Genomic DNA, 22,525 nt, shown 5'->3' with positions numbered 1-22,525 from the left:
ACTGTAATACGATTTACCCAAGCCTGTCTTCCCGTCTCTATGGGAACTATTTCCCTGGAATGGATCGGAAATCCGTCTCTTTTCCATCACAGGTTTTTCTTCCGGAGCTTGATAATGCATGGTATGAAATTCCGGCCCATGGCATAACAATAATTCCGCCGGAATCCCTACCCGGCGGGAGCGAAAAGATAGACACCAATCAGGCATCGCTCAACACACTCAAGCTCCAGGACGATGGCCCGGAGAGGGAGGTGGAAAGGGCGGCCGTGGGTGCCCGGGATAACGAAGAGCGTGCCGCCAGCGCTGACCTGCGCAATTGGGGACCCGACCTCAAAGCGATCCGCGAGTCCATTGCAAAGGTCGAAGCGGAAGCCAAGGCCACGGTCGCGTCCGAAAACCGCTCCCGCGCAGAGGAGCGCGCCCGTGCTTTGGCGGAAGAACACGTACGCATCGAAGCGCTTGCCGCCGCGGTCAAGCGCGAAATCGATGAATTGCGTGCACGCACCGAAGTCGATGCGCAAGCTCGGCGCGTCGCCGACGAGCGTGCCCGTGCGGAACGTGAAGCCCGTGAGCGCGCGGCCAAACACATCGCCACCCAATCCCACTTGTCGCCCGAGTGATGGCGGTGGCTGAAGAACTTGCACAGGAAACTGAAGTGGCCCGCTGGCAAGCCGTGCAACGGATTGCCGCGACCGAAGCCGCTTGCCAGGAAGCCGAAACCCGTGCACGGGCTGATGCGCGCATTGCCGATCTGGCGCGCGAGCAGGAGCGTCGAGAAAAAGCAGCCCGGCAGCCGCCGACGCCGTCGAAGCGAAAGCACGCGAAGCAATTGAACTGGCACGGCTGGAAAGCGCGCGTGCCAAGGCCGAGCAGCAGGCACTCGAAGCGATCCGGGAACGTGTGCGCGCTGAGCCGATCGCTCATGGAGAGGCCGAACAACGCGCAGTCGCTGAGCGTGAAGCTGCCGAACTGGCAGCGCAGCGCCTGGGTGCACAAATCGAAGCGCACGCGGCTGAACAATTGCGTGTCGATGCTGAATGCCGGGCCCTGGAGGCAGGGCGGCGGCAGAAGGAATACGCTGATGCCAGCGCCAAGCAGGCCGACGCGCTGAAGCAGCAATGTGAGCACGTCCGCGCCGAAGTGGAAGCAATTGCAAAAGACCTGATCGGCCGTATGCGCAGCGACAAGGAAAAGACCGATGCGTGGACCGTGCGGTCCAAGGGGGTCATTGCTGATTCGCCGGTACCCGCCGTACGTCACACCGGTATTCGCAGGCCGGTGGCCGCATTGATCGGCGGCGTGGCCTTCGTGGCTGGTATTGGCGTGACGGTTGCCACCGGCTGGCATATGGAGTTCGCCGACGTGAGCAGTGTATCCCGCGCTATATCGAGCGGCTCCGTAGTCCCCGCTTCACCTGTAACGGTAGGCGAGGCAGCGCCGGCAATGCCGGTGGTGCCGTCCAGGCTGCAAATGACCTATATATTGAGTCCGTCCAGCAGCGCGCCTGATCAGGCACGAGCCAAGTCCGGCAAATAAGCCACGCAGGCGGTCGAGTGGCATGGCGGAAAACCATGCCACGTTAGCTTGCATCTTGTCTCCCCGCCAAGAGTAGACGCCTGCCTACCCGCACGCACTAACCATTTCTTGTTTTTGGTGCCACCTCCAAATAGCGTATTGCCTTTCTGAGGGTTAGAATGCCGCGGTTCAGCATGATGAAGGTGCTATTGACGCTTCTTGCCGCTTTGTCAAATATCGTCTGCACGCGTCCTCGGCCCCTGTTGTCGTGAAATCTGCTTTAAGTTGCTTCCGGCGAACTCTTGTATCGCTGCGGCCTTTTTTGCTGCAAAATAACACCCATTCAAACCATGACATCTTTGTCCCGCCGCATGTTTACCACTCATTTGCATCCTGTCATCTACAAATCCGTCGCGGTCGCCGGCTTGATGGTTGCACTGGCGGCTCCGGTATTCGCCGATGATATTGCCGATGTCGGCAAACTGATGCGCGCCGGACAATACGAAGAAGCACTGAGCAAGGCTAATGTCTTCCTGAACAAAAATCCGCGTGATGCACAAATGCGGTTTTTGAAGGGTGTGATTCTCACCGAGCAGAACAAGTCGGCCGAAGCGATTACCATTTTTTCGCGCCTGACCGAAGACTACCCGACCCTGCCGGAGCCGTATAACAACCTCGCCGTGCTGTACGCAGCGGCAGGGCAATACGACAAGGCACGCGCGGCACTCGACTCGGCGATCAGGACCAATCCGAGTTACGCCACCGCTTATGAGAACCTCGGTGACGTGCATGCCAAGCTGGCAAGCCAGGCATACGACAAGGCGCTTCAGTTTGACTCAGGCAATTCCGCCGCAAAATCCAAGCTGACGCTGGTACGTTCGCTGGTGGGCAACATCAATGGCAGTACGCAAGCCAATGTCAACGCAAATGCCGGCAACAACAACGGCAACAATACCAAGGTTGCGGCTGCGCCGGCACCAGGGCTCGCTAAGACACCGGCTAAAGCGCCAGATGCGGTTGTCGCTGCGCCGGTGCAGCCAGCTCCCGCCCCGGACACCAAGCCCGCGCCGCCCGAACAAGTCGCCGTAGCCAAGCCGGCAACGAAACCGACGGCCACGTCTGGAGCAGAAAATGCCGAGCGCGACGAGGTCATGGACACGGTGAATGACTGGGCCAAGGCATGGAGCTCGCAGGATGTGAAGTCTTACCTGAATGCCTATGGTTCCGATTTCCAGGCGCCGAATGGCCAGCAGCGTAAAACGTGGGAAGAGGAACGCCGCAGTCGTATCGTGGGCAAGGGGCGGATCAACGTCAAGGTCGAAAAGCCGCAAGTCATCATTAACGGCAACACGGCCACAGTCAAATTCCGCCAGGTATATGTTTCTGATCGCCTGACCGCCAATACACGCAAGACCCTGGTCTTGAACAAGCAGGGTGGAAAATGGAAGATCAAGCAGGAGAGTACGGGTAGCTGATGTTGTGCCTCCAACTTACCATGCGTCCATCGTCTACCGGCCGCAAGCGTCTCTGGTATGTCGGGCTGTCTTGCCTGCTCGCGGCCGGGGCATCGATTTCGTCCGGTGTCTTGGCAGGCAACCCACCGGTGCGCGCACAAACAATGGCGGCCGCACAAGCGGTGGCGAGCAAGCCCGACCCTGAAGTATTGCTGATCGACGTCTACAAGGAGCTCGGCGCCAACCATTTGCGCGCAGCGCTTGAGAAAGCCGATCGCCTCGTTGCGGCGTACCCCAATTTCCGTCTGGGCCACCTGATCCGCGGCGACCTGCTTTTGATGCATACGCGACCCGTCACTACATTGGGAGCGGTCGAAGGGCCTGAAGACAAGCTTAAGAACCTGCGAGAAGAAGCGATGGTTCGCCTGCGCTCCCTGCGTGAGCGTCCGGACGCCGGTATGCTGCCGCGTCAGGTGCTGCAGCTTCGCGATGACCAGAAGCACGTGCTTCTGGTGGATGCCAAGCGTTCGCGCCTCTATGTCTATGAGCACCACGCCGGCCAGCTCAAACTGGTGACCGACTACTACGTCAGCCAAGGCAAGTTTGGTGTCAACAAACTTAAGACTGGGGACCAGAAAACTCCGGTCGGTGTGTATTACATCACGAGTCACCTTGCGGGCTCACGCCTGCCGGATTTCTACGGTTCTGGTGCACTGCCGATCAACTATCCCAATGAGTGGGACAAGTTCAACGGCCGCAGCGGTTCAGGCATCTGGCTGCATGGCACGCCTTCGGACAGCTTCAGCCGTCCGCCTCTCTCATCCGATGGTTGCGTTGTACTGACCAATCCAGACCTCTACAGGCTGGCGAATTCGGTGGAAATCGGAAAAACTCCGATCGTGATCAGCGAAAGCATCGACTTTGTCAACAAAGCGAAATGGGAGAGCGATCGCAACATTGCGATACGCTTGGTCGATAACTGGCGGCGTGATGTGGAAAGCCTGAACCCGTCACGAGTCGCTTCTCAATATTCACGCCAGTTCAAGTCAGATCAAGGCGAAGATGTCGACACCTGGCTTGCCAAGCATCAGAAATCACTCGGTACAATCACCGAACTGTCTATTAAGCTACGCGATGTCACGCACTTCTTCTATCCCGGTCGCGACGACATGATCGTGAGTACCTTTACCCAGGACGCACAAATGGGTAAGGCCAGGACCTCGCTACGAAAGCGGCAATACTGGGCAAAGGAAGGTGCTCAATGGAAAATCATTTACGAGCTGAACCTGTAGTCGAAGAGATGGTGAAAAGCGGGTTTGCTACCCTCCCGCAAGCTTTCCTTTCCTAATGATTTTCATCAACAAGCTTCCACTTAATCGATTAAATCGATAGCACACGGCGCTCACCGGCGCTAAGCTGTTGAACCACTGTTGCCTCTGGTTGTCTTTGTGAATATACGCAACCGATTCATCAGACCCGGCCGCTATGCGATACCGATATTGCAGGGCAGAACATCCCGGCTTTGTCAGGATTTGCCCCTCACGCAATAAGCCCACCTCCTCAAACGACTTGCCGTCGCGTTCTGCGTATTCACACAGTTCCACGAGGCCGGTCTGGGGAGAGCACACGGCAACGGTAGCCGCTATCGCCCGACCTGACTATGCCAAGCTTCTCCGGAGGACCCGCTACTTGACCGGCTTTACCCCACCACCATCATCGACCGATCCTGATCGCCGAAACACCGGCCCGGCGGTGCATGCTGGCGCGCAGCCACGGGTTGAACCGACTGTTGATGGGGCTAGCGATCCCCAGGGCACGTCGCAGGTCAATCCAGCCTACGAGCAATTCCAGCGTGAATATGCGGAACGTTATGCGAGGTACGAACAACCCAATGTGCCACGTCGCCGGCTGCCGCGCCTTGCTTACATGGCGATGGTCTTTATCGTCGGTGCCGGTGTCGGCCTCGGATCCGCATGGTGGGTCGGCCATCAGTCCAGCCCGAGGGCCCAAAGCGTTCCGGGAATCAGCAGCAGCACGCCGTTGCTGCCTCCGCTGGCCGAAGCCCGCAAACTGACAGCGCCGGGGCACGGCACCGGAGTCCGCGGCATCAGCCCCAGTGAGCTTCCGTATGATGGCGCACCGCCGCCGGATGACGCGGATGATCTGCCGGCTGTTGTCCCGCCGCTCGCGTCGGCAAGCAACCAGCGCTCAAGCCCGATCGCGAACTCATCCGGCAACAGTGTGGATGAAATGGATGTGCAATCGGAGCCGACGCCGCGGTCGTCGACCAGCACATCGGTAGAATCGGCCGCGCCAAGCCGTCAGGAAATACCGACATCTCAGGTCGCCAAGCCTGATGCGCCGAAAGAAAAGGACACGCTGCCGGCATTGGCCAGCAAGGAAGAAACCCAGCCCGAGAAGTCCGATCCAAAACCTTCCGTCGCCCCCCAAAAGCGGAAGCCTGAACCGAAAGTCGCCAAGAATCTTGAGATCGAGCGGATTCGCCAGCAAGCTGACGAGGAGCTAAAAAAAAAGACCGAGGCTAAACGACGCATAGAAGAGGCGCGTGTCGCAAAGAAATCGAATGGATCCGGCTCGAATGCTTCCAGTGGGTCAGGCAATTCAAACACTGCCACGGCGCGCTCTGGCGGCGAAGGGCTGTTACCGAAGGTTCATGGCACCCAAGTCATGCTGGCGCGTTGCGAGCAGGCCTCCAACATCTTCGTCCGCGAGCAATGCAAATGGAAGCTTTGTAACGGCATGTGGGGCCGCAACGGTTGCCCGTCTTATACCAAGCCCGCCGGTAACAACGCTTATTAAACACAGCTCAGTCAGACAACTCCGTCAAGTCCCCGCCTTCGGCACATGCTTTATCTGTGTGCTATTGCACTAACCACGTTTCAAAACGGCCGCAGTTATCTGCTTCAAAAAGCTATAACAATAAGCCGGCCAACCTACCTCAATTCAACCTTCCACCATCACGCATGGACTGTATTTACACCGCTCAACCACAAAGTACATACAAAAGTTAGAACAAGGTTTGAACGGTCGTAAATACTAAGTGGCAATCAACGCTGCATTGTTCCAACATTGTTCAAATAAAAATTTGCTCTATGGAAAATAAGTTGTACTATGTTGGAACGTACTGTTAAAGGGATTTCTATGAAGACTGCAATCCGCAAGATGGGTAATTCGCAAGGGGTGCTGATCCCCAAGCCGTTCTTGTTGCAGACCGGTCTTGATATCGGTGAGGTGGAGATCGAAGTCGAAGACGACACGATCGTCATTCGCAAGCCGAAGAAGAAATCTCGCGAAGGATGGGCGAAGGCCTGCCAGAAGATCGCCGCGGGCAATGCCGAACAGGTGATCGCATGGCCACTGATCACCAATGAACAGGACGCTGGATTTACATGGTAAAGCGGGCAGAGGTTTGGCTTGTCGACTACGGAAAACCGATCGGCAGCGTGACGCAGCAACGCTGGCCATGCGTCGTGGTCTCGCCGGAAGAAATGGACGAGTACTTGAGCACGCTGATCCTTGCTCCCATGAGCACGCATGACATGCCGGCGCCTTTCCGTATCCCGGTAAATTTCATGGGCAAGCAGGGACTGATCCTGCTGGACCAGATCTGCACGATGGAAAAGGCGCGACTGATCCGGAAGCTGGGCATGATCGGCGACGACACCATGGCCAAGACACTCGAAGTATTACAAGAAGTTTTCGCTTATTAAAGATAAGGACCGAACTCACATGGCTAACGATTACCTGTCCGAGATCCGCGATGTCAATCTGAGTTACCTGATGATTGCGCAACAGATGATTCGCGACGATCGCGCCGAGGCTATTTTTCGTCTCGGTATCAGTGGCGAGATCGCTGACCTGATTGCCGGCATGAGCAACGCTCAAGTCCTGAAAATGGCGGGCTGCAACGTCATGCTGTCCCGCTTCCGCTTCAACGACACCGCGATCCTGTCCACGCTGCTGCGTGACAAGGCAGGCGCATCCAACGCTCCGGTCCACGCCTCCATCATCATGGCGTCGCAGGCTCCGGAAGCAATGGTCTGAACAACCGAACGTCGTTCGGCGTGATGCGCGATCGATGCAATGTCATGAACTTCATGACTGTCCGTTCCTCAAGAGGTGCGGACAGCAACCTTGCCGTCCACACAATCCGCATCACTCATCGCAAGGCGATCACGCTCCGGCATTCTTCAGACGGAGCGCAGTGACATGCAGGCTCTCGATATTCTCGACAGCTCGCTGCAATGGGAAACCGAACGACTGAACCGCATCCACAAGGAAGCGCTGGAGTTGCGCAAAAAACAGGCACGCGACGAGCCTATACGCAATGAAACCGCCACGGATGATCCTGCTTCCCCCATCATCCGTGCAGCACAATTTTCTAAAGCCGCTGTGGTAGACGCCGCGTCCTTGCGCAGTGAATGGATCGATAAGGTATTCCGCATCCCGCGCATGCGCTCCGCCCTGATCCCACTCGATGAAGGAAAGGAGGGCGCGGAGTGGAGTAAACCTTTTTCCTTATTGAAGGCAGACATCGAGCCGCTCGGGTCCTTCTTCAGCGGCTACAGGCAGTCATGCCTATTCATGGATGGTGGTGGCGCCGAACCGCAACTTGACTTCACCGTACGCGCCTTGCTCGACCTTTAAGAGGCCAGCCACAAAATCATTCTCGATCCGCCCGTGCAGATCGACGCACAGATCGACTTCCACGCCCTTGAAGAAGAACTACGCGATTGCCGCGACCATGTACGCGCACGCAACCTCATCAAGTTTGCACGGAACGTTCATGACAAACAGTTGGAACAAGCGGTCGTTCGCGGCCGCGAGATGGGCAATGCACTGCACGATGCATTGATGGGCGAAGGGCACGGCAACCTGATTCATGCCTGGACGCAGAAACACAAGCGCAAGCCGACTGTGCAGGAACTGCATCTGTTGCTGAAAAAGGAAAAGATTACGGCGGACAACCGTCGGCCGGCTGCGGTAGCAGATCCGGTGATGGAGCGGTCGACGCGTCCGGTGGTTGATATGGTACGTGAGGAAGTCTCAGTGGCGCCAGCCGCGCCCTGGATTGAGCCAGCGTCACAAGTTGCACAGCTTAAGCAGACAGCACCACAGTCAATACAGACTCGTCCTTCGATTGTAGTATCTGATACCGCAATCGAAGGGCAATCAGAAGCGGCAACGAAGAAAGCGGTACCTAGCCGTGCTAGGCAACTTTTAATCTACGGTCTGCACGCAATAATTTGTACTACGGCGTTGATTGCTTACGCTTGGTATTTTTAAACACTGATCGTCACCTGGCACGCCAAGATCAAGCTAACCCGCCCCAATCGAGGCTTGCCGGACGGATCATAACGGTAGTCGTCCTCACTCAACTCTCAATCACCTATCACCGGCCGAATTTGTACGCCCTGTGCGGCTTTCCGAGCCCGGTCCCGGTTTAACCAACGCCGAAAATTCGCTCTCGGATTGGTCCAAGAAACCCAAGCGGATCGATTAGTACCTGGCTAGCATACCCCTCTCGCTACCATGTGCACTACACACATATCTACAGTTCCTGGCTCAGTCAAGTCGAACGCTGGTTTTGCCTGTTCACACAAAGAGCGTTGAAACGGAATTCATTCAAAACCGTCACGGCTTGCCGATCCATTTTTGTTATCACCCGATGGCTTTTAAGATCTTACCGTATCTAACTGATACCACTAACATCTGGCCTGTACAAGTTAAAGATAGAACGTCGTAATTAATCTGGAGGGCGGATGAAGAGCGTATTGGTGAGTTGCTGTGCATTAACCTTTTTCCTGGGCCGCGGAGCGGTACAAGCATGATTTCTCAGGCTGGACAAAAGGTGCAGGTGCTCATTGTGGGAGCAGGGCCCACAGGCCTTGCTTTGGCCATTGAGCTCGGACATCAGGGTGTCTCTTGTATGGTGGTCGAGAAGAACGATCGAGTTGGTTATGCGCCGAGAGCAAAGACTACAAATGTGCGGACTCGAGAATTCCTCAGGCGCTGGAAAATTGCCGACAAGTTGCGCGCAGCATCCCCGCTTGGCGTCAACTATCCATCCAACGTGGTCTTTGTTACCCGGTTAAGTGGTTATCGCCTCGCCTCGTTCGACAACGCATTTTATTGCGCACCCGGTCGTAATCCGCTTTATTCAGAACATGCGCAATGGGTGCCGCAGTATACGCTTGAAGAGGTCCTGCGCGCGCACGCAGAAACCCTGCCAACCGTACAGTTGCGTTTTAACTGTGAACTGAAGTCTATCGAGCAGGATGTGAATTTTGTACGCGTTCTTGTCCATGATCGAGCGCAGGAAAAAGATTTCTCGGTTGATGCCGCCTATCTGGTTGGAGCTGATGGCGCGCGCAGCACCGTGCGCGACGCGATTGGCGCAAAACTGGAGGGCACTTATGGACTTTCCCGCAACTACAATATCGTTTTCCACGCACCTGGATTGGACAAGGCGCACGACCATGGCCAAGCCGTTATGTATTGGCAAATCAATGGCGACGTTCCCAGCCTGATCGGTCCGATGGACCGGGGCGACAAATGGTTTTTCATGCCTACCAAAATGCCGGAAGGCGTGAAGATCAATGACGGCGACGCGAAGGAATTGATACATAAAGCCACCGGGATCGATCTTCCTTACGAGGTGCTAAGTACCGATGAATGGGCTGCAAGCCGTTTCCTCGCTGATCGTTATCGCGACCGTCGTATCTTCCTCGCAGGAGACGCATGCCATTTGCATCCACCCTTTGGCGGATACGGCATGAACATGGGTATTGCGGATGGCGTTGATCTAGGTTGGAAGCTTGCGGCGGCTTTGCAAGGTTGGGGTGGCCCCAAATTGTTGGACAGCTATGAGCTCGAACGGCGTCCTGTTCATGAATCGGTTCTTGATGAATCGGTCGCTAACCACGCGATGCTGGGCAATCAGCTGTGGACCGATGGACTGGAAGATGATTCGGAAATAGGAAGTCGATTGAGAAGTGAGGTGGGACAGCGGATTCAATTGGCTAAGCTGCGCGAATTTTCAACGCTCGGCGTCGTGTTAGGTTACCACTATGATCAATCGCCGGTAATTGTGTCTGACGGGACTGTCGCGCCGGCGAAGGACTTTATCAATTATGTGCCTTCCGCAAGGCCGGGCCATCGCGCGCCTCATGCATGGATGCATGATGGCACTTCTTTGTACGACCATTTCGGGATGGGATTTACTTTGCTCGTCACCGATGACGTAGGCGATGACATCGTTGAGACCGTGCGCAGGCAGGCGCATGCTGCTGGCGTACCGTTAGTGGTTCTAAGGCCAATCGAGGCTGGAATTGCACAACTATATGGCAGCCGACTTACTTTGATCCGGCCTGACCAGCATGTCGCTTGGAGAGGTGATGACTGGCCGCCGCACTCCATGTATCTGTTTGAGCGTGTTACCGGACGTTCCACTAACGTCTGAATCAATGCGGAGAGTTAATCATGAATTCCAACAAGCAGACGCAACACAGGCACAGCGCGCTCGGTGTGCACTCGGTAAACCGTTTCGTTTTCTCCGTGCCCGACCTTGAGGTGGCGCGTCACTTTTACGAATCGTTCGGCCTGGATGTACGTCAGCATGGCCGGATTCTCGACCTGTACACGCTAGGCCATCCGCATTGCTGGGCTCAGATTCATGAATCGGAAAAAGGGAAGCTCCTCGAGTACGTCAGTTATGGCATCTATCCGGAAGACGAGGCGGCCTTTCGCGAGAGGCTCGCCTCACTGGGCCTGAATGCAGCTCCTCATCCTTTGAGCGACGGTGCGGGGCTTTGGCTTTCCAGCCCTGACGGAATTCTTTGCCAATTACTCCCTGCGGAAAAGGTATCTCCGTCTTGCAAATCCGTGCATTCCACATCGGATGCATCGGTGCCAGGATGCGGCCGTGCGCCCAAACGCAGTGCCGCCAAAAAAGTAAGGCCTCGCCATCTTTCTCATATCTTGATGTTCACGCCGGATGTGAAGCAAATGATTGCGTTTTCCGAAGATGTATTGGGATTACGCCTGTCGGATCACTCCGGCGATCTGATCGCATTCATGCATAGCCCTCATGGCAGCGACCATCATCTGGTCGCCTATGCGAAGTCGCACGCACCCGGCCTGCATCACTCAAGCTGGGACGTGGGAAGCATTGATGACGTCGGTCTTGGGTCCGAGCAAATGCGGGAACAAGGTTTTGTAAAGGGATGGGGGATCGGACGTCATGTCTTGGGTTCCAATTACTTTTATTACGTTCAGGATCCCTGGGGCAGCTTTGCCGAATACTCGTTCGATATCGACTTCATTCCTTCCAGCATGAACTGGCTTGCGCAGGACCATCCACCGGCTGATTCCCTGTATGTATGGGGTCCTTCAGTACCAGAGGATTTCATTACAAACCATGAACGTGCGGCAGACACGATTTGATACACCGTTTATAGACTTTATTGGGATGGGAATTTTATGAGATTCATTGCTTTTCAAAACTCGGTCGGCAAAGCAGCGCTGGGAGTGCGTGTTAACACTGAACTGGTCGATATCTCCGCGCACGGACTGCCTTCGGACCTGGAAGAATTTCTATTGCTTGGAGAAGGGGCGATCGAAGCTGCGCGGCGTATCGTCGCGAGTTCGGCTGCACGTTTGCCGCTTGCCGGATTGACGTATTTGCCACCCGTGGCAAATCCCCGCAAGGCGCTCGCCATTGGACTTAACTATAGGGACCATGCGGCGGAAAGCAACTTTGAGCCGCCAAAATATCCTGTCATTTTCAGCAGATTTCCTTCGTCGTGGGTGGGCCACGACACCCCGATAATTTGCCCCAAGGTGTCAAGCCAGTTGGACTATGAAGCGGAACTTGTTGTCGTCATCGGCAAGGCAGGTCGCTATATCGCAAGGGACAAGGCATTGGATCATGTGGCCGGCTACTCGCTGTTCAATGATGGATCGATTCGCGACTACCAACTGCGCACGCCTCAGTGGACATTGGGGAAGAATTTTGATGCTAGTGGCGCTTTCGGTCCGGAGTTCGTTACCGTCGACGAACTTCCATCGGGGGCAAAAGGATTGAAGCTGACCTGCCGCCTGAATGACAAAGTTGTACAGCAGGCGAATACCAGCGAGATGATTTTCGATGTCCCGTCGCTTATTTCGATTTGCTCTGAAGCGATGGCACTCCACCCCGGCGACATAATTATCAGCGGTACGCCTGCAGGGGTAGGGCTGGCTCGCACCCCGCAATTGTGGATGAAAGCTGGGGATGTATGCGAAGTGGAACTCGAGGGGCTAGGCATTTTGCGAAATCAGATTGTGAATGAAACTTAAGCCAGCGGATTTCGTGCCCAATATGCGAGCTATTGGCTTTCGCATCTGGTTATACCGCTCTCTGGCCTATTGCCACGTACGTGCTCGTTATGCGCATATGCCGTGCTTTTCTAGCCTGATGCCATGGTGTCCGCCTCTTTCTTAACAACCAAATCGGAGTAAATATGTATTTTGTTCCTGGGATGAATCAGGGGCCGCAGCTTGGACGGTCCGTCCAACTTAATTTTGGCGGCGATTGGGGCCAAGCCAACTTTCACCGTGTCTGCGGCTGGCTATGCCAGGAAGTCTGTGACCGTAGTGAAGCCGGGTCAAGAGTCGCAATCTGGAATACAACCGGCGGCAGCGATGCAATACGATATGTTGCAGACCGCACCCTTGACTTTGCAGTTTCGACGCCAGCCGCTTTCGCGAGAATGGCCATTCGTGGAACCGGGCCGTTCAGCGGAAAACCGTTATCGAAGCTTCGTGCGATTGGAGTGCTTCCGCAAAGGGACAGGTTAGTAATGGCAATCGATGCGAAATACAATGTCCGCACCTATGCAGAATTGCGCGCACTGGCACCGAGTCTAAAGGTGGCAGGCAGCCCGAACGACGGCAATAACTTCATTGGTTATGCCACCGAGCAGATGATGAACGCGTCTGGAATTCCTGCGTCTACAATAACTGCTTGGGGCGGTGACTTCGTGACGAAGGTGCGCCCGGATCAATGCATTGCGCTTGCGCTGGCTGGTGAAGTCGACGCCGTCATTCAGGAAGCGATCATGTCTCCTTGGTGGAGCACTCTGATGAAAGAGAGGAAGATGGTGCTGCTTTCCTATGAGGAAACTGCTCTCAGGACGGTGAATACTGATCTGGGGTGGGAATCAGGGATGATCGAGCAGGGATACTTTCCTCAACTGGAGGAATCCGTGACTGCTCTCGATTTCTCGGACTTTATTTTGCTTGTTCATGCGGATATGCCGGACGATCTTGCGCATCTGTTGACTTGGTGCTTGTGCGAGACGAGAAAATCCCTTGAACGCCACTATCAGCATCTTCCGCCGGAGCGAAGCCCGCTCGGATATCCATTAGATCCGGTAACGATGGCCAAAACTCCGATTCCGCTCCATTCCGGAGCGGTCCAGTATTATCAATCCATTGATGCGTTAGCGGCTTAGTCCGCTTAGCCTGCCAACTTCCAATGGCAGGCTAAAATTGGCTGGTCTGGGCGGGCATCGCATGGCAAACACCATGCGATGCCCGCCTGCTTTGGGGCGTGAACGGAAACGCTGCTTGCTGGTTGTGCGGGGCCGCCGCCTCCTTGTCGCACATAGCGTCCGGCAGGAAAACAGACTGGATTGATGTGAGTAGCGAGCGGACGAGGCCGCTCGGATTCCCTAGAAGCGATGCCGGATACCGGTAGCGACTCCGGTACCGGAAGCAAGGTTCGTTGCGCGGTCGTGGATCAGTGCGGTATACCAGTCGGTCCGTTTGGACAGGATATAGTCATAGCCAATCGTGGCTGTGCTGCGCGTGCGGTCCATGGTTCCAGCTTGTTCACGCTCCGTACGCGCCCAGCCGGCAATGATGCGGCCCGGACCCATAGGCGCTTCTGCATTGAGCGCTAACGTTTGCAAGGATATCTCTGTCGTGCCGCGCGGTTGTAATCTGGCGGACGCAAATTGTGCATACACCTTCGCGACGGTGAAGTTGTAGGACACACTTGCGATGGTACTGGTTTCCTGTTCTGCAATATAGGGCGTGCCGGCAGGGTCCGTACGGGTGCGTGGCACCGTGTAAGCCGCACCGGTGATGCGCCCATGGCTTACTGCGGCAGCGAACTTCTGATTGCTATAGTTCATCGTTGCTTCGATGCGCCTTCCATTTCCGCTTGCTTCATTCAGCGAGTACTGCAGTTGCGTGTTGAATCCGGCGACACTCGGTGAATTGTAGACAATGGAGTTGCTCCAGCTACCGTCGCTATTGCGGGAAGCCAGCATCGGCTGTGAGCCGACAAAGGTATGCATCATGAACGGGCCGAGAAAGGTCGAGTCCTCGAATGGCGTAAATCGCAATGTCTGGACATAACCCCCTGTCGGAATTCTTCCGATACGTAAAGTTCCGGGCTTGCCTCGCAATCCAACCCAAGATGCCCGCGTAAAGAAGCGGTTGGCAGCCGCGTCGCCCGGATGCCGTCCAGCTTCGCCGGTGTCAAGCCGAAAATGGGGGCTCAACTCAAAGATTGCGACATTGCCACCGCCGAGGTCTTCGACTCCTTTGATGTCTATGCGCGACATGCTCATGAGACCGCCCTGGACCGCGTTGATCCTTGTCTCGCCGGCCAATTTGCGTTGGTATGCACCGCCATCCACAATGCCGCCGAGCGTGATGCTGCTCTGGGCATGGGCGGACACAGTGAGCAACGCTGCAGCAGCTGCGGCGGTATGTTGATGTAATCTCAACTGATCTCCTTTACGTTTTTGTAATTAACAATTGTTCACGGTCGAACGTAGTAGGAGGAGTTAATGCAGTAGCCGTACTTATTGGTATAGCTTCTGCAAACCATCTACCAAATTGCAATTGCTCGATCGTGACGCACCTAATTTACGTGGCGGTCGGTGATCTGCGAAGATGATAAAATGAAGGCGGTGATAGCAACCTTGGATCGCATCCCATGAAGTTCAGTGCTGTCAGAGATTTTATTGCTGTTGCGGAAAGAGGCAGCCTGCGCGCGGCCAGCCGCTATCTCGATATTCCGCAACCGACGATCACACGCAGCATTCAGGAACTGGAAAAGGAACTTGGCGTTCCGCTGTTCGAGCGAAGCGCCCGCGGCGTCCAGTTAACCTCCATGGGGCAGGCTTTCCTGCGCAGGGCCAATGCGGTACGCAGTGAACTCCAGCATGCAAAAGATGAGATAGCGCAGCTCAAGGGAGAGATGCATGGCTCGCTGACGGTGGCGATGTCGAGCGTACCGCATCTTGCGTTATTGCCTGGCGCGCTCAAGCCATTCCGCAGCCGCTTTCATGGTGTGACGCTGCGTCTCATCGATGCGGTGCTGCCGAAGGTGGAGGCGTCGCTCAAGGATGGAACGATTGACGTCTATATCGGCCCGGCGCTGAAGGAAAGCAGCGATCTGCGGCGGGAAAAATTGTTCGACAACACTTTTGTGATTCTAGGCCGCAAAGGTCATCCGCTGGCAAACGCCAGTTCGCTGGCGGAGCTGGTGGATGCCGAATGGATCACTACATCAATCACTGCAAAGACGGATGAGGGACTCAATCCGCTGTTCCGGCAGTATGGATTGCCGCCGCCACGGCTGGTAATGCAGGCGGAATCGTCGTTGAGTTTTCTGGTGTCGATGGCGTATTCGGATTTATTGATGATGCTGCCGGTGCAGTGGTTGCAATTTCCATTGTGGCAGGACGTGCTACAAGAGATCCGTGTCAAGGAAGTGTTGCCTGCTCCGCCGATATGCATCGTGCACCGTGAAGGGATGCCGTTGACGCCGGCGGCGGAATACTTTTGCGACATGGTGCGACGCTCAATAGGCCACTTGCAGAAATTAAGCCGGCAACGCTAGAGCACAGTCAATTATCTATTCCCTGTGATCCACAATTCGGATCGGCCGGCGTAATTTCATATCTTCCCGGATCGGCGTGTGCAAAGTAAGGTTGCTTCTCAAGCTGGAATGGCAAATGCATGTTCGTGTTCGAGGTTTGGAGAACACGCATCGACAATCCAGGATTACGTAGAGACGGTGTCATAACTCGCTTCATGTTGGCACTTCGGATAATGTCCGCAGCTTTAGAAATGGGGCATGAGAGCCTGTAGTCATCGCGCTGGAGATGCGTGAGAAGAGCCGGCAAGCGATGTTCGTCCAGATCGTACGATAGCGTCTCAGATCAGGCTTGTACGACGATATTTCTCTCTCAGCGCTCATGTGGTGCGCTTCTGGCTCAGGGTGCCGGAAGTCAACGCGGTACTGCGTGAGTCTTGACGTAGTAGATCGAGCGCTGGATCACCGATACGGACATCGGCTCTCAATAAGCGTCGAGGAGCAAAAATCGTTGCGCCGGATAACGCACTAAGTCCACAGTTTGATTTGCAAGCGATACTACACACCATAATGAGGAGAGACACAGTGAATGTGAAGCAAAGAAAAATCGAACAAGTATCAGCTGGTCGTCGCCTGATACTTCTGGGGGCGCTGATATTGGGTCTCGCGCCCCAGGCTGCGCTGGCGCAAACTTTCCCGGATCGCCTCGTCACAATCGTGGTTCCTGGCCCGCCGGGCAGCTCGGTCGATGCTTCGGCACGCGCTGTTGCGCAATCGATGTCGAAGTCCTGGAAAGTTCCGGTGGTAATTGAGAACCGTCCTGGAGCCAGCGCGACTTTAGGGACTGCGGTGGTAGCGAGGGCGGCCGCGGATGGTCACACACTGCTCTACACTTTCACGCCGTTTGTACAGGCTCCGCATATCTACAAGTCGCTGTCTTATGATCCCGTTAAAAGCTTTGTGCCTGTGATACAAACGGTCAATGCGCCACTTTGGCTTGGTGTCAACGCCTCTCTTCCTGCCCGGTCCGTTAAAGAGTTCGTGGCTCTTGCAAAAGCCGCACCCGGCAAGATCACCTATGCGACTCCCGGCGCTGGCTCGACAGCGCATTTATTCGGCACCTTGCTTGCGCGCACCACCAGCGCCGATATGTTGCATGTACCTTACAAAGGGGTCCCTCCAGGTGTACTGGACGTTTCGACAGGGCTCGTATCTTCTTTGTTCGCCTCTTACTCGGATTTGGCCTCATACGTTCAGTCGGGGAAGATTCGCTTGCTTGCGAGCACAGGGACGCATCGATCAACGCTCACGCCGGACATTCTCACCATGAAAGAAGCGGGGTTCCCCGGCTTCGAAGCGGTCGGCTTTGGCGGCTTCTTCGCGCCAGCCGGCACTCCTGCCTCGACGGTAAAACGCATTGCCGATACCGTCGCGCAGGCAATGGCCCAGAAGGAAATCCAAAATCAAATGGTTGGTTTTGGGCTTGAACCGGTTACATCCAGTCCCGCCGAGTTTGATGCGTTGGTGAAAGCACAGCTGGATTTATGGAAGCAAATTATTATCAATACCGGGGTTAAGCTTGAATAAGGTTCGTCATTCTCACTGCTGAGAACAAGCCGGTTCGACAGTGCGAGCGGCTTAATGAAAACGACCCCGGATCAATGCCCATGAAGTTCAGTGCTGTCAGAGATTTTATTGCTGTTGCGGAAAGAGGCAGCCTGCGCGCGGCCAGCCGCTATCTCGATATTCCGCAACCGACGATCACACGCAGCATTCAGGAACTGGAAAAGGAACTTGGCGTTCCGTTGTTCGAGCGCAGCGCCCGCGGCGTCCAGTTAACCCCCATGGGGCAGGCTTTCCTGCGCAGGGCCAATGCGGTACGCAGTGAACTCCAGCATGCAAAAGATGAGATAGCGCAGCTCAAGGGAGAGATGCATGGCTCGCTGACGGTGGCGATGTCGAGCGTGCCGCATCTTGCGTTATTGCCTGGTGCGCTCAAGCCATTCCGCAGCCGCTTTCATGGTGTGACGCTGCGTCTCATCGATGCGGTGCTGCCGAAGGTGGAGGCGGCGCTCAAGGATGGAACGATTGACGTCTATATCGGCCCGGCGCTGAAGGAAAGCAGCGACCTGCGACGGGAAAAATTGTTCGACAATACCCGTGTGATTCTAGGCCGCAAAGGTCATCCGCTGGCGAACGCCAGTTCGTTGGCGGAGCTGGTGGATGCCGAATGGATTACCACATCAATCACTGCGAACGCGAATGAAGAACTCAATCCGCTGTTCCGGCAGTATGGATTGCCGCCGCCACGGCTGGTAATGCAGGCGGAATCGTCGTTGAGTTTTCTGGTGTCGATGGCGTATTCGGATTTATTGATGATGCTGCCGGTGCAGTGGTTGCAATTTCCATTGTGGCAGGACGTGCTGCAAGAGATCCGTGTCAAGGAAGTGTTGCCTGCTCCGCCGATATGCATCATGCATCGTGAAGGGATGCCGTTGACACCGGCGGCAGAATACTTTTGCGACATGGTTCGACGCTCGGTTTGCCACATGCAGACGCTAAGCCGGTAGGAAGATCGCTGTATCCAACAGTGACTAGCGCCTTTGGCCTGGTTGCCGTCTATTTGCTTACAGTCGTCAAGGCCCGGCTCGAAGGAACGGGAATATTTCATGAATCAGGTAAATCAATTCGCGCGCCACGTGGTGGATAACTATAAAGGTGTAGCGGTTGCAATTGCGGACGGGGTTCACCATACCAAACTGGCCGACATCAATAAGCGGCTCGAACAGCTTCACCTGATTGCACGCCAGATCATGAAGGAAAAGTCCGACGGTAATGATGATGTCGCAAGAGACATGGTGGATGAGTCGTTGATCCCGATGACTAGTGCAGTGTTTGCCGAATTAGCGGATCTGGAACGACAGCAAGAGGTTCTGGTAACCACATTGCTTGATTAGGTTAATGAACACAACCGCAGCGGGAATAACTTGTTTCTTTTGCTGGGAGGCGCCGCAGCCATTATCGGACTTGAATTCGTCTATGCCATCATGCGCCCGCCGCGAAATATGGTGACGCGCATTCAATCCGGCTGTTTACGGTGCAGCAAGCATCGCTACCCGTTTCGTTTCATTTCGGATAGATTGAAATTCGAACTCAATTCGATAATAATAAACTTAAAATTATCTTATTTTGAGAAAAATATAAATATATATAAAATTAATTTCCCTAATATGATATTATTTTCGTTAATTGGGTAGGCAACGGCAAAGTCGCCTCCTGCATCTTTTTAAAGAAGAACCGGGTCACAGTTTTCAAATGAAAGCCCGTTTTAACGACGGCGATTTTTCCTGTTAAGGAGTAAGCATGGGTATTGTGCACGAGCACATCGATACGTTTCCTTTCGAGCAGCCTGTTCGCATCATCAAGCGGCAGGAGGAGCTGCTGCTGGCTCCGCCAATTTCATCCAGAATGAAAAAGGGGCGCGATCATGCGCCGATAGAAGCGGTCCATTTCACTCCGGAATTCGTAGATCAGCCTTTTGGGCATCCGCGCGGCGTGTACGAAAGCGAATTCATCCGTGTCGAATGGCAGACGATGATGGACAACCGTCAGCCTTTTTACCATCGCAACTGCGGAGCGGACGAGATTTCCTATCAGGTATGCGGTGAACGTTTTCTAGTGACCGATATGGGCACCGCCCGTCTCGAGCGTGGCGACTTTTCCCGCTTGCCGAATGGGACCGCGCATGACAATTACGGACGCCGGGAAATCCATCTTTTGTTCTATATCCCTGGCCCGGTCGTGGAGTTGCAGCCAGCCGCCCGGACTTCCGACATGCAGATTCCGCCGTTTCCGGGATGGGAAGCACAGACGATCAATGAAATGCTGACCGAGGGTCTGGGTGGTCCGGGCAAAGACATTGCCATGTTCCCGGTCGACGAAAGAATGCTGCTTGAAACCGCGAACGACGATCCTTCGCGCCTGCAGATCATCCGCGCCGCTGATGTCATTGGCACCACGTGGCTTTATCGTGCTGCAGACGTCATGCTGGGGAGAACCTATGCAGCTGCGTCCGACGGACGGGTATACCGCCGTCATGTCAATGCGCACGAGGTCCAGTATCAGCTCAGCGGGCAGCGCAGCCTTGTTACACAGCGCGGTGTCCTGCAGATCGAACCGGGCGACTTCGTCTGCATTCCCGCAGGTGTTGCGTTCACTAGTATCCACAAGGAGCCCAGCGCGCATCTCACGCTCGTTTCGACGCGCGAAATGCCGCAGGTACCTGAAGCGTCCAAGAAGGGGGCGCCGGTTTCCATGGATGAGCTTGAGCGCCTGCGCAGTTGAAACCCGGTCCTGTTAATTGATGAGAGAGATTTTCCAATGACGGTAATGATCGCCGCACGAGCCTATCAAAGCTCAAATAGATTGCAGCTGGAAACCATTCCTGTTCCAGAGCCGGGACCGCACGATGTTCTGGTCAAGGTCGCCGCCGCCGGTATCGCACCGGGAATGATGAGACTGCTGGAGAACGGACGCTTCAAGCATCTGCCCACCACCCCCGGCCACGAGATTGCTGGGACCGTGAGCGCCATCGGCGCACAGGTCGAGGGCGTCATGCTGGGGCAGCGCGTACGGGTTCATCCTATCCTCGCCTGCGGCCGTTGTGAATACTGTATGTCCGACCGCGAACAGATGTGCGCCGAGACCGCGATGATGGGACACGCCGCCTTTGGTCGCGGGCCCATGCCCTTGTACGAACGCTATCACGATGGCGGACTGGCGGAATATGTACGTGTGCCGGCCCGACTGGTGGATGTACTGCCGGACCATGTGAGCTTCGCCGTGGGGGCCAAGGTGCATGACCTGGCCAACGCGGTGCGCGCGCTGAAATGCGCGGCGCTGCCTGCGACGTCGGGCCGGCTCGTGATCACAGCTCCGACCGGCACAATGGGCACGGCGACGATCAAGCTGGCCAAATTTTACGGTGCGCGCGAGCTGGTGCTGGTGGGGCGTTCGGCCGAACGTCTCGAGAGCCTGCGTCAGCTTGCCGGCGGGTTGCCGGTACAAATCGTTGCCTTCGACACGCTGGCCGCCGGCTGGGAAAGCACCCAAGGCCTGACCAGCCGCATCAATGAAATCCTTCCGATGGGAGCGGATGCCGTCATCGATTACCTGCCGGAGGGGCCGGGAACCGCTCAAGCCTGCGCCGCGATGGCGATCGGCGGGACGCTGGTCCATATGGGAGGCAATCATTCTTCATTGCCGTTTCCGATCAGAGTCATCATGCATAACTGCTGGCGGATCGTCGGAACGCGCTCCTGCACGCGCTCCGATACGTCCGCAGTGCTGGATCTGTTGAAGTCCGGCGAACTGGCGGCGGAAGATCTGATCACGCATCGCTTCGCATTGGCGCAGATAAACGAGGCACTTGCCGCAACCGGCAGCCGACGTGAGCCGATGTGGATGACGGTCGTGCATCCGACCGGAAGCTTTTGACGCCGCGAATGCCATAGATATGTACAGATTTTAATCCGTTCGAGGAGAGACCATGTCAAAGTATGTTGCTACCATCGATGCAATGCGGTGGCTCCCAAAGAGCCTGATCGACAGGCCGTTGGTGAAGTTGGGCTTGCCGCGTTTCGGCAATGCAGTCTTGCTGTCGCTCGCTGCCTCGCTTCCGGCATTATTTGCGTCCCCGGCCAGCTACGCGCAGGATTTTCCAGATGGCCGTCTCGTCAGGATTGTGGTGCCTGGTCCGGCTGGCAGTTCCATGGACAGTTCTGCCCGTGCCATCGCCGATCCATTGTCGAAACTTTGGGGCGTGCCGGTTGTCGTCGATAACCGACCGGGCGGCAGTACGATCATCGGCACCATCGAGGTCGCCAAGGCCGCGGCGGATGGTCATACCTTGCTGTACGCATCTACGCCTATCGTCCAGCTTCCGCACTTGTATCGCAGCGTTCCATTCAGCCCGTTCACCAGCTTTACGCCGGTGATTCAGGCGGTGAACGCGCCACTCTGGTTTGCGGTGGGCGCTCAGGTGCCTGCCAAGACAGTACAGGAATTCGTTGCACTCGCCAAAACTGCCCCCGGCAAGTACACCTATGGAAGTCCCGGCTCCGGTTCCAGTCCGCATATCCTGGGAAGCGTGCTGGCAAAGAATGCCGCCATCGATCTATTGCATGTCCCGTATAAGGGCACGCCGCCGGCCCTGAACGATGTGGTCGCTGGCGAAGTATCAAGCTTGTGGGCGGGTTATTCCGTACTTGCCGCGCAGGCCAGGGCTGGCAAGATCCGCATCCTCGCCAGCAGCGGTCTGGCACGTTCGTCGCTTACACCGACTGTTCCGACCATGAAGGAAGCCGGGTATTCCGGTTTCGAAGCGGTAGGCTTCGAAGGCTTCTTTGCACCCGCCAAAACGCCACAGCCTGTTGTCGACCAGATCGCGCAGGCGGTGACAAAAGTGATGGCAATGCCGGAGGTGAAAGCGCGGATCGCGGGTTTCGGTCTGGAACCGGTGGCGAGCAGTCCACCGTCGTTTGCCAAGTTCGTGAGCGGCCAATCCGAGATATGGAAGAAGGTCATTGTGGATGGCGGTGTTCAGCTTCAATAATTTCGCTATCCGGGCACACACGCAACAAAAGAATTGGAAGTTTCA

Annotated in this window: 22 protein-coding genes; 21 read left to right on the top strand and 1 reads right to left on the bottom strand. The window is 55.7% G+C overall.

The window, feature by feature from the left end; translation table 11 throughout:
• Nucleotides 1-59: 59 nt before the first annotated feature.
• The 14 genes from ACFQUU_RS06345 to ACFQUU_RS06280 all read left to right on the top strand — a co-directional run bounded on the left by ACFQUU_RS06345 (nt 60) and on the right by ACFQUU_RS06280 (nt 13,486).
• Nucleotides 60-620 carry a hypothetical protein gene (locus tag ACFQUU_RS06345; RefSeq protein ID WP_382244285.1) on the top strand — a complete coding sequence of 187 codons (561 nt, stop codon included), beginning with the start codon at nt 60-62 and terminating at the stop codon, nt 618-620.
• A gap of 280 nt (nt 621-900) precedes the next feature.
• Complete coding sequence (locus ACFQUU_RS06340) at nt 901-1,536, top strand: hypothetical protein (protein ID WP_382244282.1); 636 nt, start codon at nt 901-903, stop codon at nt 1,534-1,536.
• Between the two features lie 329 nt (nt 1,537-1,865).
• Complete coding sequence (locus ACFQUU_RS06335; protein ID WP_382244279.1) at nt 1,866-2,990, top strand: tetratricopeptide repeat protein; 1,125 nt, start codon at nt 1,866-1,868, stop codon at nt 2,988-2,990.
• A 20-nt stretch (nt 2,991-3,010) separates the two neighbouring features.
• Complete coding sequence (locus tag ACFQUU_RS06330; protein ID WP_382244276.1) at nt 3,011-4,261, top strand: murein L,D-transpeptidase family protein; 1,251 nt, start codon at nt 3,011-3,013, stop codon at nt 4,259-4,261.
• 397 nt (nt 4,262-4,658) lie between these two features.
• Nucleotides 4,659-5,789 carry a hypothetical protein gene (locus ACFQUU_RS06325; protein ID WP_382244273.1) on the top strand — a complete coding sequence of 377 codons (1,131 nt, stop codon included), beginning with the start codon at nt 4,659-4,661 and terminating at the stop codon, nt 5,787-5,789.
• 342 nt (nt 5,790-6,131) lie between these two features.
• Complete coding sequence (locus tag ACFQUU_RS06320; RefSeq protein WP_382244270.1) at nt 6,132-6,386, top strand: AbrB/MazE/SpoVT family DNA-binding domain-containing protein; 255 nt, start codon at nt 6,132-6,134, stop codon at nt 6,384-6,386.
• Complete coding sequence (locus tag ACFQUU_RS06315) at nt 6,380-6,700, top strand: type II toxin-antitoxin system PemK/MazF family toxin (RefSeq protein ID WP_382244267.1); 321 nt, start codon at nt 6,380-6,382, stop codon at nt 6,698-6,700. The genes ACFQUU_RS06320 and ACFQUU_RS06315 overlap by 7 nt, the downstream gene beginning before the upstream one ends.
• 19 nt (nt 6,701-6,719) lie before the next feature.
• Nucleotides 6,720-7,034 (top strand): flagellar transcriptional regulator FlhD, encoded by a 315-nt coding sequence (gene flhD / locus ACFQUU_RS06310; RefSeq protein ID WP_382244264.1) that lies wholly within the window; start codon nt 6,720-6,722, stop codon nt 7,032-7,034.
• 165 nt (nt 7,035-7,199) lie between these two features.
• Nucleotides 7,200-7,637, top strand: coding sequence for a hypothetical protein (locus ACFQUU_RS06305; RefSeq protein ID WP_382244262.1), 438 nt, complete (start codon nt 7,200-7,202; stop codon nt 7,635-7,637).
• A 33-nt stretch (nt 7,638-7,670) separates the two neighbouring features.
• Complete coding sequence (locus ACFQUU_RS06300) at nt 7,671-8,276, top strand: hypothetical protein (RefSeq protein WP_382244259.1); 606 nt, start codon at nt 7,671-7,673, stop codon at nt 8,274-8,276.
• A 541-nt stretch (nt 8,277-8,817) separates the two neighbouring features.
• Nucleotides 8,818-10,452: an FAD-dependent monooxygenase gene (locus ACFQUU_RS06295; protein WP_382244256.1), complete on the top strand. Its 1,635-nt coding sequence runs from the start codon at nt 8,818-8,820 to the stop codon at nt 10,450-10,452.
• Between the two features lie 20 nt (nt 10,453-10,472).
• Nucleotides 10,473-11,435 (top strand): VOC family protein, encoded by a 963-nt coding sequence (locus ACFQUU_RS06290; RefSeq protein ID WP_382244253.1) that lies wholly within the window; start codon nt 10,473-10,475, stop codon nt 11,433-11,435.
• 36 nt (nt 11,436-11,471) lie between these two features.
• A complete protein-coding gene (locus ACFQUU_RS06285; RefSeq protein WP_382244250.1) occupies nt 11,472-12,329 on the top strand; it encodes a fumarylacetoacetate hydrolase family protein in 858 nt (285 codons plus the stop codon).
• Nucleotides 12,330-12,493: 164 nt separating this feature from the next.
• Nucleotides 12,494-13,486 carry a TAXI family TRAP transporter solute-binding subunit gene (locus ACFQUU_RS06280; protein WP_382244247.1) on the top strand — a complete coding sequence of 331 codons (993 nt, stop codon included), beginning with the start codon at nt 12,494-12,496 and terminating at the stop codon, nt 13,484-13,486.
• A gap of 219 nt (nt 13,487-13,705) precedes the next feature.
• Here ACFQUU_RS06280 and ACFQUU_RS06275 read toward each other — a convergent pair whose 3' ends face one another.
• The gene (locus ACFQUU_RS06275; protein WP_382244245.1) at nt 13,706-14,770 is read right to left on the bottom strand and encodes a porin; all 1,065 of its coding nucleotides are present in this window, start codon (nt 14,768-14,770) and stop codon (nt 13,706-13,708) included.
• A 212-nt stretch (nt 14,771-14,982) separates the two neighbouring features.
• On the opposite strand from ACFQUU_RS06275, the gene ACFQUU_RS06270 reads away from it, so the two are divergent.
• The 7 genes from ACFQUU_RS06270 to ACFQUU_RS06240 all read left to right on the top strand — a co-directional run bounded on the left by ACFQUU_RS06270 (nt 14,983) and on the right by ACFQUU_RS06240 (nt 22,480).
• Complete coding sequence (locus ACFQUU_RS06270; protein ID WP_382244243.1) at nt 14,983-15,891, top strand: LysR family transcriptional regulator; 909 nt, start codon at nt 14,983-14,985, stop codon at nt 15,889-15,891.
• A gap of 561 nt (nt 15,892-16,452) precedes the next feature.
• On the top strand, nt 16,453-17,454 hold the full coding sequence (locus tag ACFQUU_RS06265) for a Bug family tripartite tricarboxylate transporter substrate binding protein (RefSeq protein ID WP_382244240.1): 1,002 nt from the start codon (nt 16,453-16,455) through the stop codon (nt 17,452-17,454).
• A gap of 80 nt (nt 17,455-17,534) precedes the next feature.
• A complete protein-coding gene (locus ACFQUU_RS06260) occupies nt 17,535-18,437 on the top strand; it encodes a LysR family transcriptional regulator (protein ID WP_382244237.1) in 903 nt (300 codons plus the stop codon).
• A 99-nt stretch (nt 18,438-18,536) separates the two neighbouring features.
• The gene (locus ACFQUU_RS06255) at nt 18,537-18,824 is read left to right on the top strand and encodes a hypothetical protein (protein WP_382244234.1); all 288 of its coding nucleotides are present in this window, start codon (nt 18,537-18,539) and stop codon (nt 18,822-18,824) included.
• Between the two features lie 406 nt (nt 18,825-19,230).
• Entirely contained in the window at nt 19,231-20,211 is a 981-nt protein-coding gene (locus tag ACFQUU_RS06250; protein WP_382244231.1) for a hypothetical protein, read from the top strand.
• A gap of 36 nt (nt 20,212-20,247) precedes the next feature.
• On the top strand, nt 20,248-21,363 hold the full coding sequence (locus ACFQUU_RS06245) for an alcohol dehydrogenase catalytic domain-containing protein (RefSeq protein ID WP_382244228.1): 1,116 nt from the start codon (nt 20,248-20,250) through the stop codon (nt 21,361-21,363).
• A 52-nt stretch (nt 21,364-21,415) separates the two neighbouring features.
• Nucleotides 21,416-22,480, top strand: coding sequence for a Bug family tripartite tricarboxylate transporter substrate binding protein (locus ACFQUU_RS06240; protein WP_382244225.1), 1,065 nt, complete (start codon nt 21,416-21,418; stop codon nt 22,478-22,480).
• Nucleotides 22,481-22,525: the final 45 nt, after the last annotated feature.

Source organism: Herbaspirillum sp. GCM10030257, from assembly GCF_042666555.1.
GTDB lineage: Bacteria > Pseudomonadota > Gammaproteobacteria > Burkholderiales > Burkholderiaceae_D > Noviherbaspirillum.
Note: the sequence above shows the minus strand (reverse complement) of the source record. Positions and strands in the feature narration are given on the sequence as shown.

Coding starts and splice junctions, on each gene's coding strand:
- ACFQUU_RS06345 (WP_382244285.1), top strand. CDS start 60: ATGGATCGGAAATCCGTCTCTTTTCCATCACAGGTTTTTCTTCCGGAG.
- ACFQUU_RS06335 (WP_382244279.1), top strand. CDS start 1,866: ATGACATCTTTGTCCCGCCGCATGTTTACCACTCATTTGCATCCTGTC.
- ACFQUU_RS06330 (WP_382244276.1), top strand. CDS start 3,011: ATGCGTCCATCGTCTACCGGCCGCAAGCGTCTCTGGTATGTCGGGCTG.
- ACFQUU_RS06320 (WP_382244270.1), top strand. CDS start 6,132: ATGAAGACTGCAATCCGCAAGATGGGTAATTCGCAAGGGGTGCTGATC.
- ACFQUU_RS06315 (WP_382244267.1), top strand. CDS start 6,380: ATGGTAAAGCGGGCAGAGGTTTGGCTTGTCGACTACGGAAAACCGATC.
- flhD (WP_382244264.1), top strand. CDS start 6,720: ATGGCTAACGATTACCTGTCCGAGATCCGCGATGTCAATCTGAGTTAC.
- ACFQUU_RS06305 (WP_382244262.1), top strand. CDS start 7,200: ATGCAGGCTCTCGATATTCTCGACAGCTCGCTGCAATGGGAAACCGAA.
- ACFQUU_RS06295 (WP_382244256.1), top strand. CDS start 8,818: ATGATTTCTCAGGCTGGACAAAAGGTGCAGGTGCTCATTGTGGGAGCA.
- ACFQUU_RS06290 (WP_382244253.1), top strand. CDS start 10,473: ATGAATTCCAACAAGCAGACGCAACACAGGCACAGCGCGCTCGGTGTG.
- ACFQUU_RS06285 (WP_382244250.1), top strand. CDS start 11,472: ATGAGATTCATTGCTTTTCAAAACTCGGTCGGCAAAGCAGCGCTGGGA.
- ACFQUU_RS06280 (WP_382244247.1), top strand. CDS start 12,494: ATGTATTTTGTTCCTGGGATGAATCAGGGGCCGCAGCTTGGACGGTCC.
- ACFQUU_RS06270 (WP_382244243.1), top strand. CDS start 14,983: ATGAAGTTCAGTGCTGTCAGAGATTTTATTGCTGTTGCGGAAAGAGGC.
- ACFQUU_RS06260 (WP_382244237.1), top strand. CDS start 17,535: ATGAAGTTCAGTGCTGTCAGAGATTTTATTGCTGTTGCGGAAAGAGGC.
- ACFQUU_RS06255 (WP_382244234.1), top strand. CDS start 18,537: ATGAATCAGGTAAATCAATTCGCGCGCCACGTGGTGGATAACTATAAA.
- ACFQUU_RS06250 (WP_382244231.1), top strand. CDS start 19,231: ATGGGTATTGTGCACGAGCACATCGATACGTTTCCTTTCGAGCAGCCT.
- ACFQUU_RS06245 (WP_382244228.1), top strand. CDS start 20,248: ATGACGGTAATGATCGCCGCACGAGCCTATCAAAGCTCAAATAGATTG.
- ACFQUU_RS06240 (WP_382244225.1), top strand. CDS start 21,416: ATGTCAAAGTATGTTGCTACCATCGATGCAATGCGGTGGCTCCCAAAG.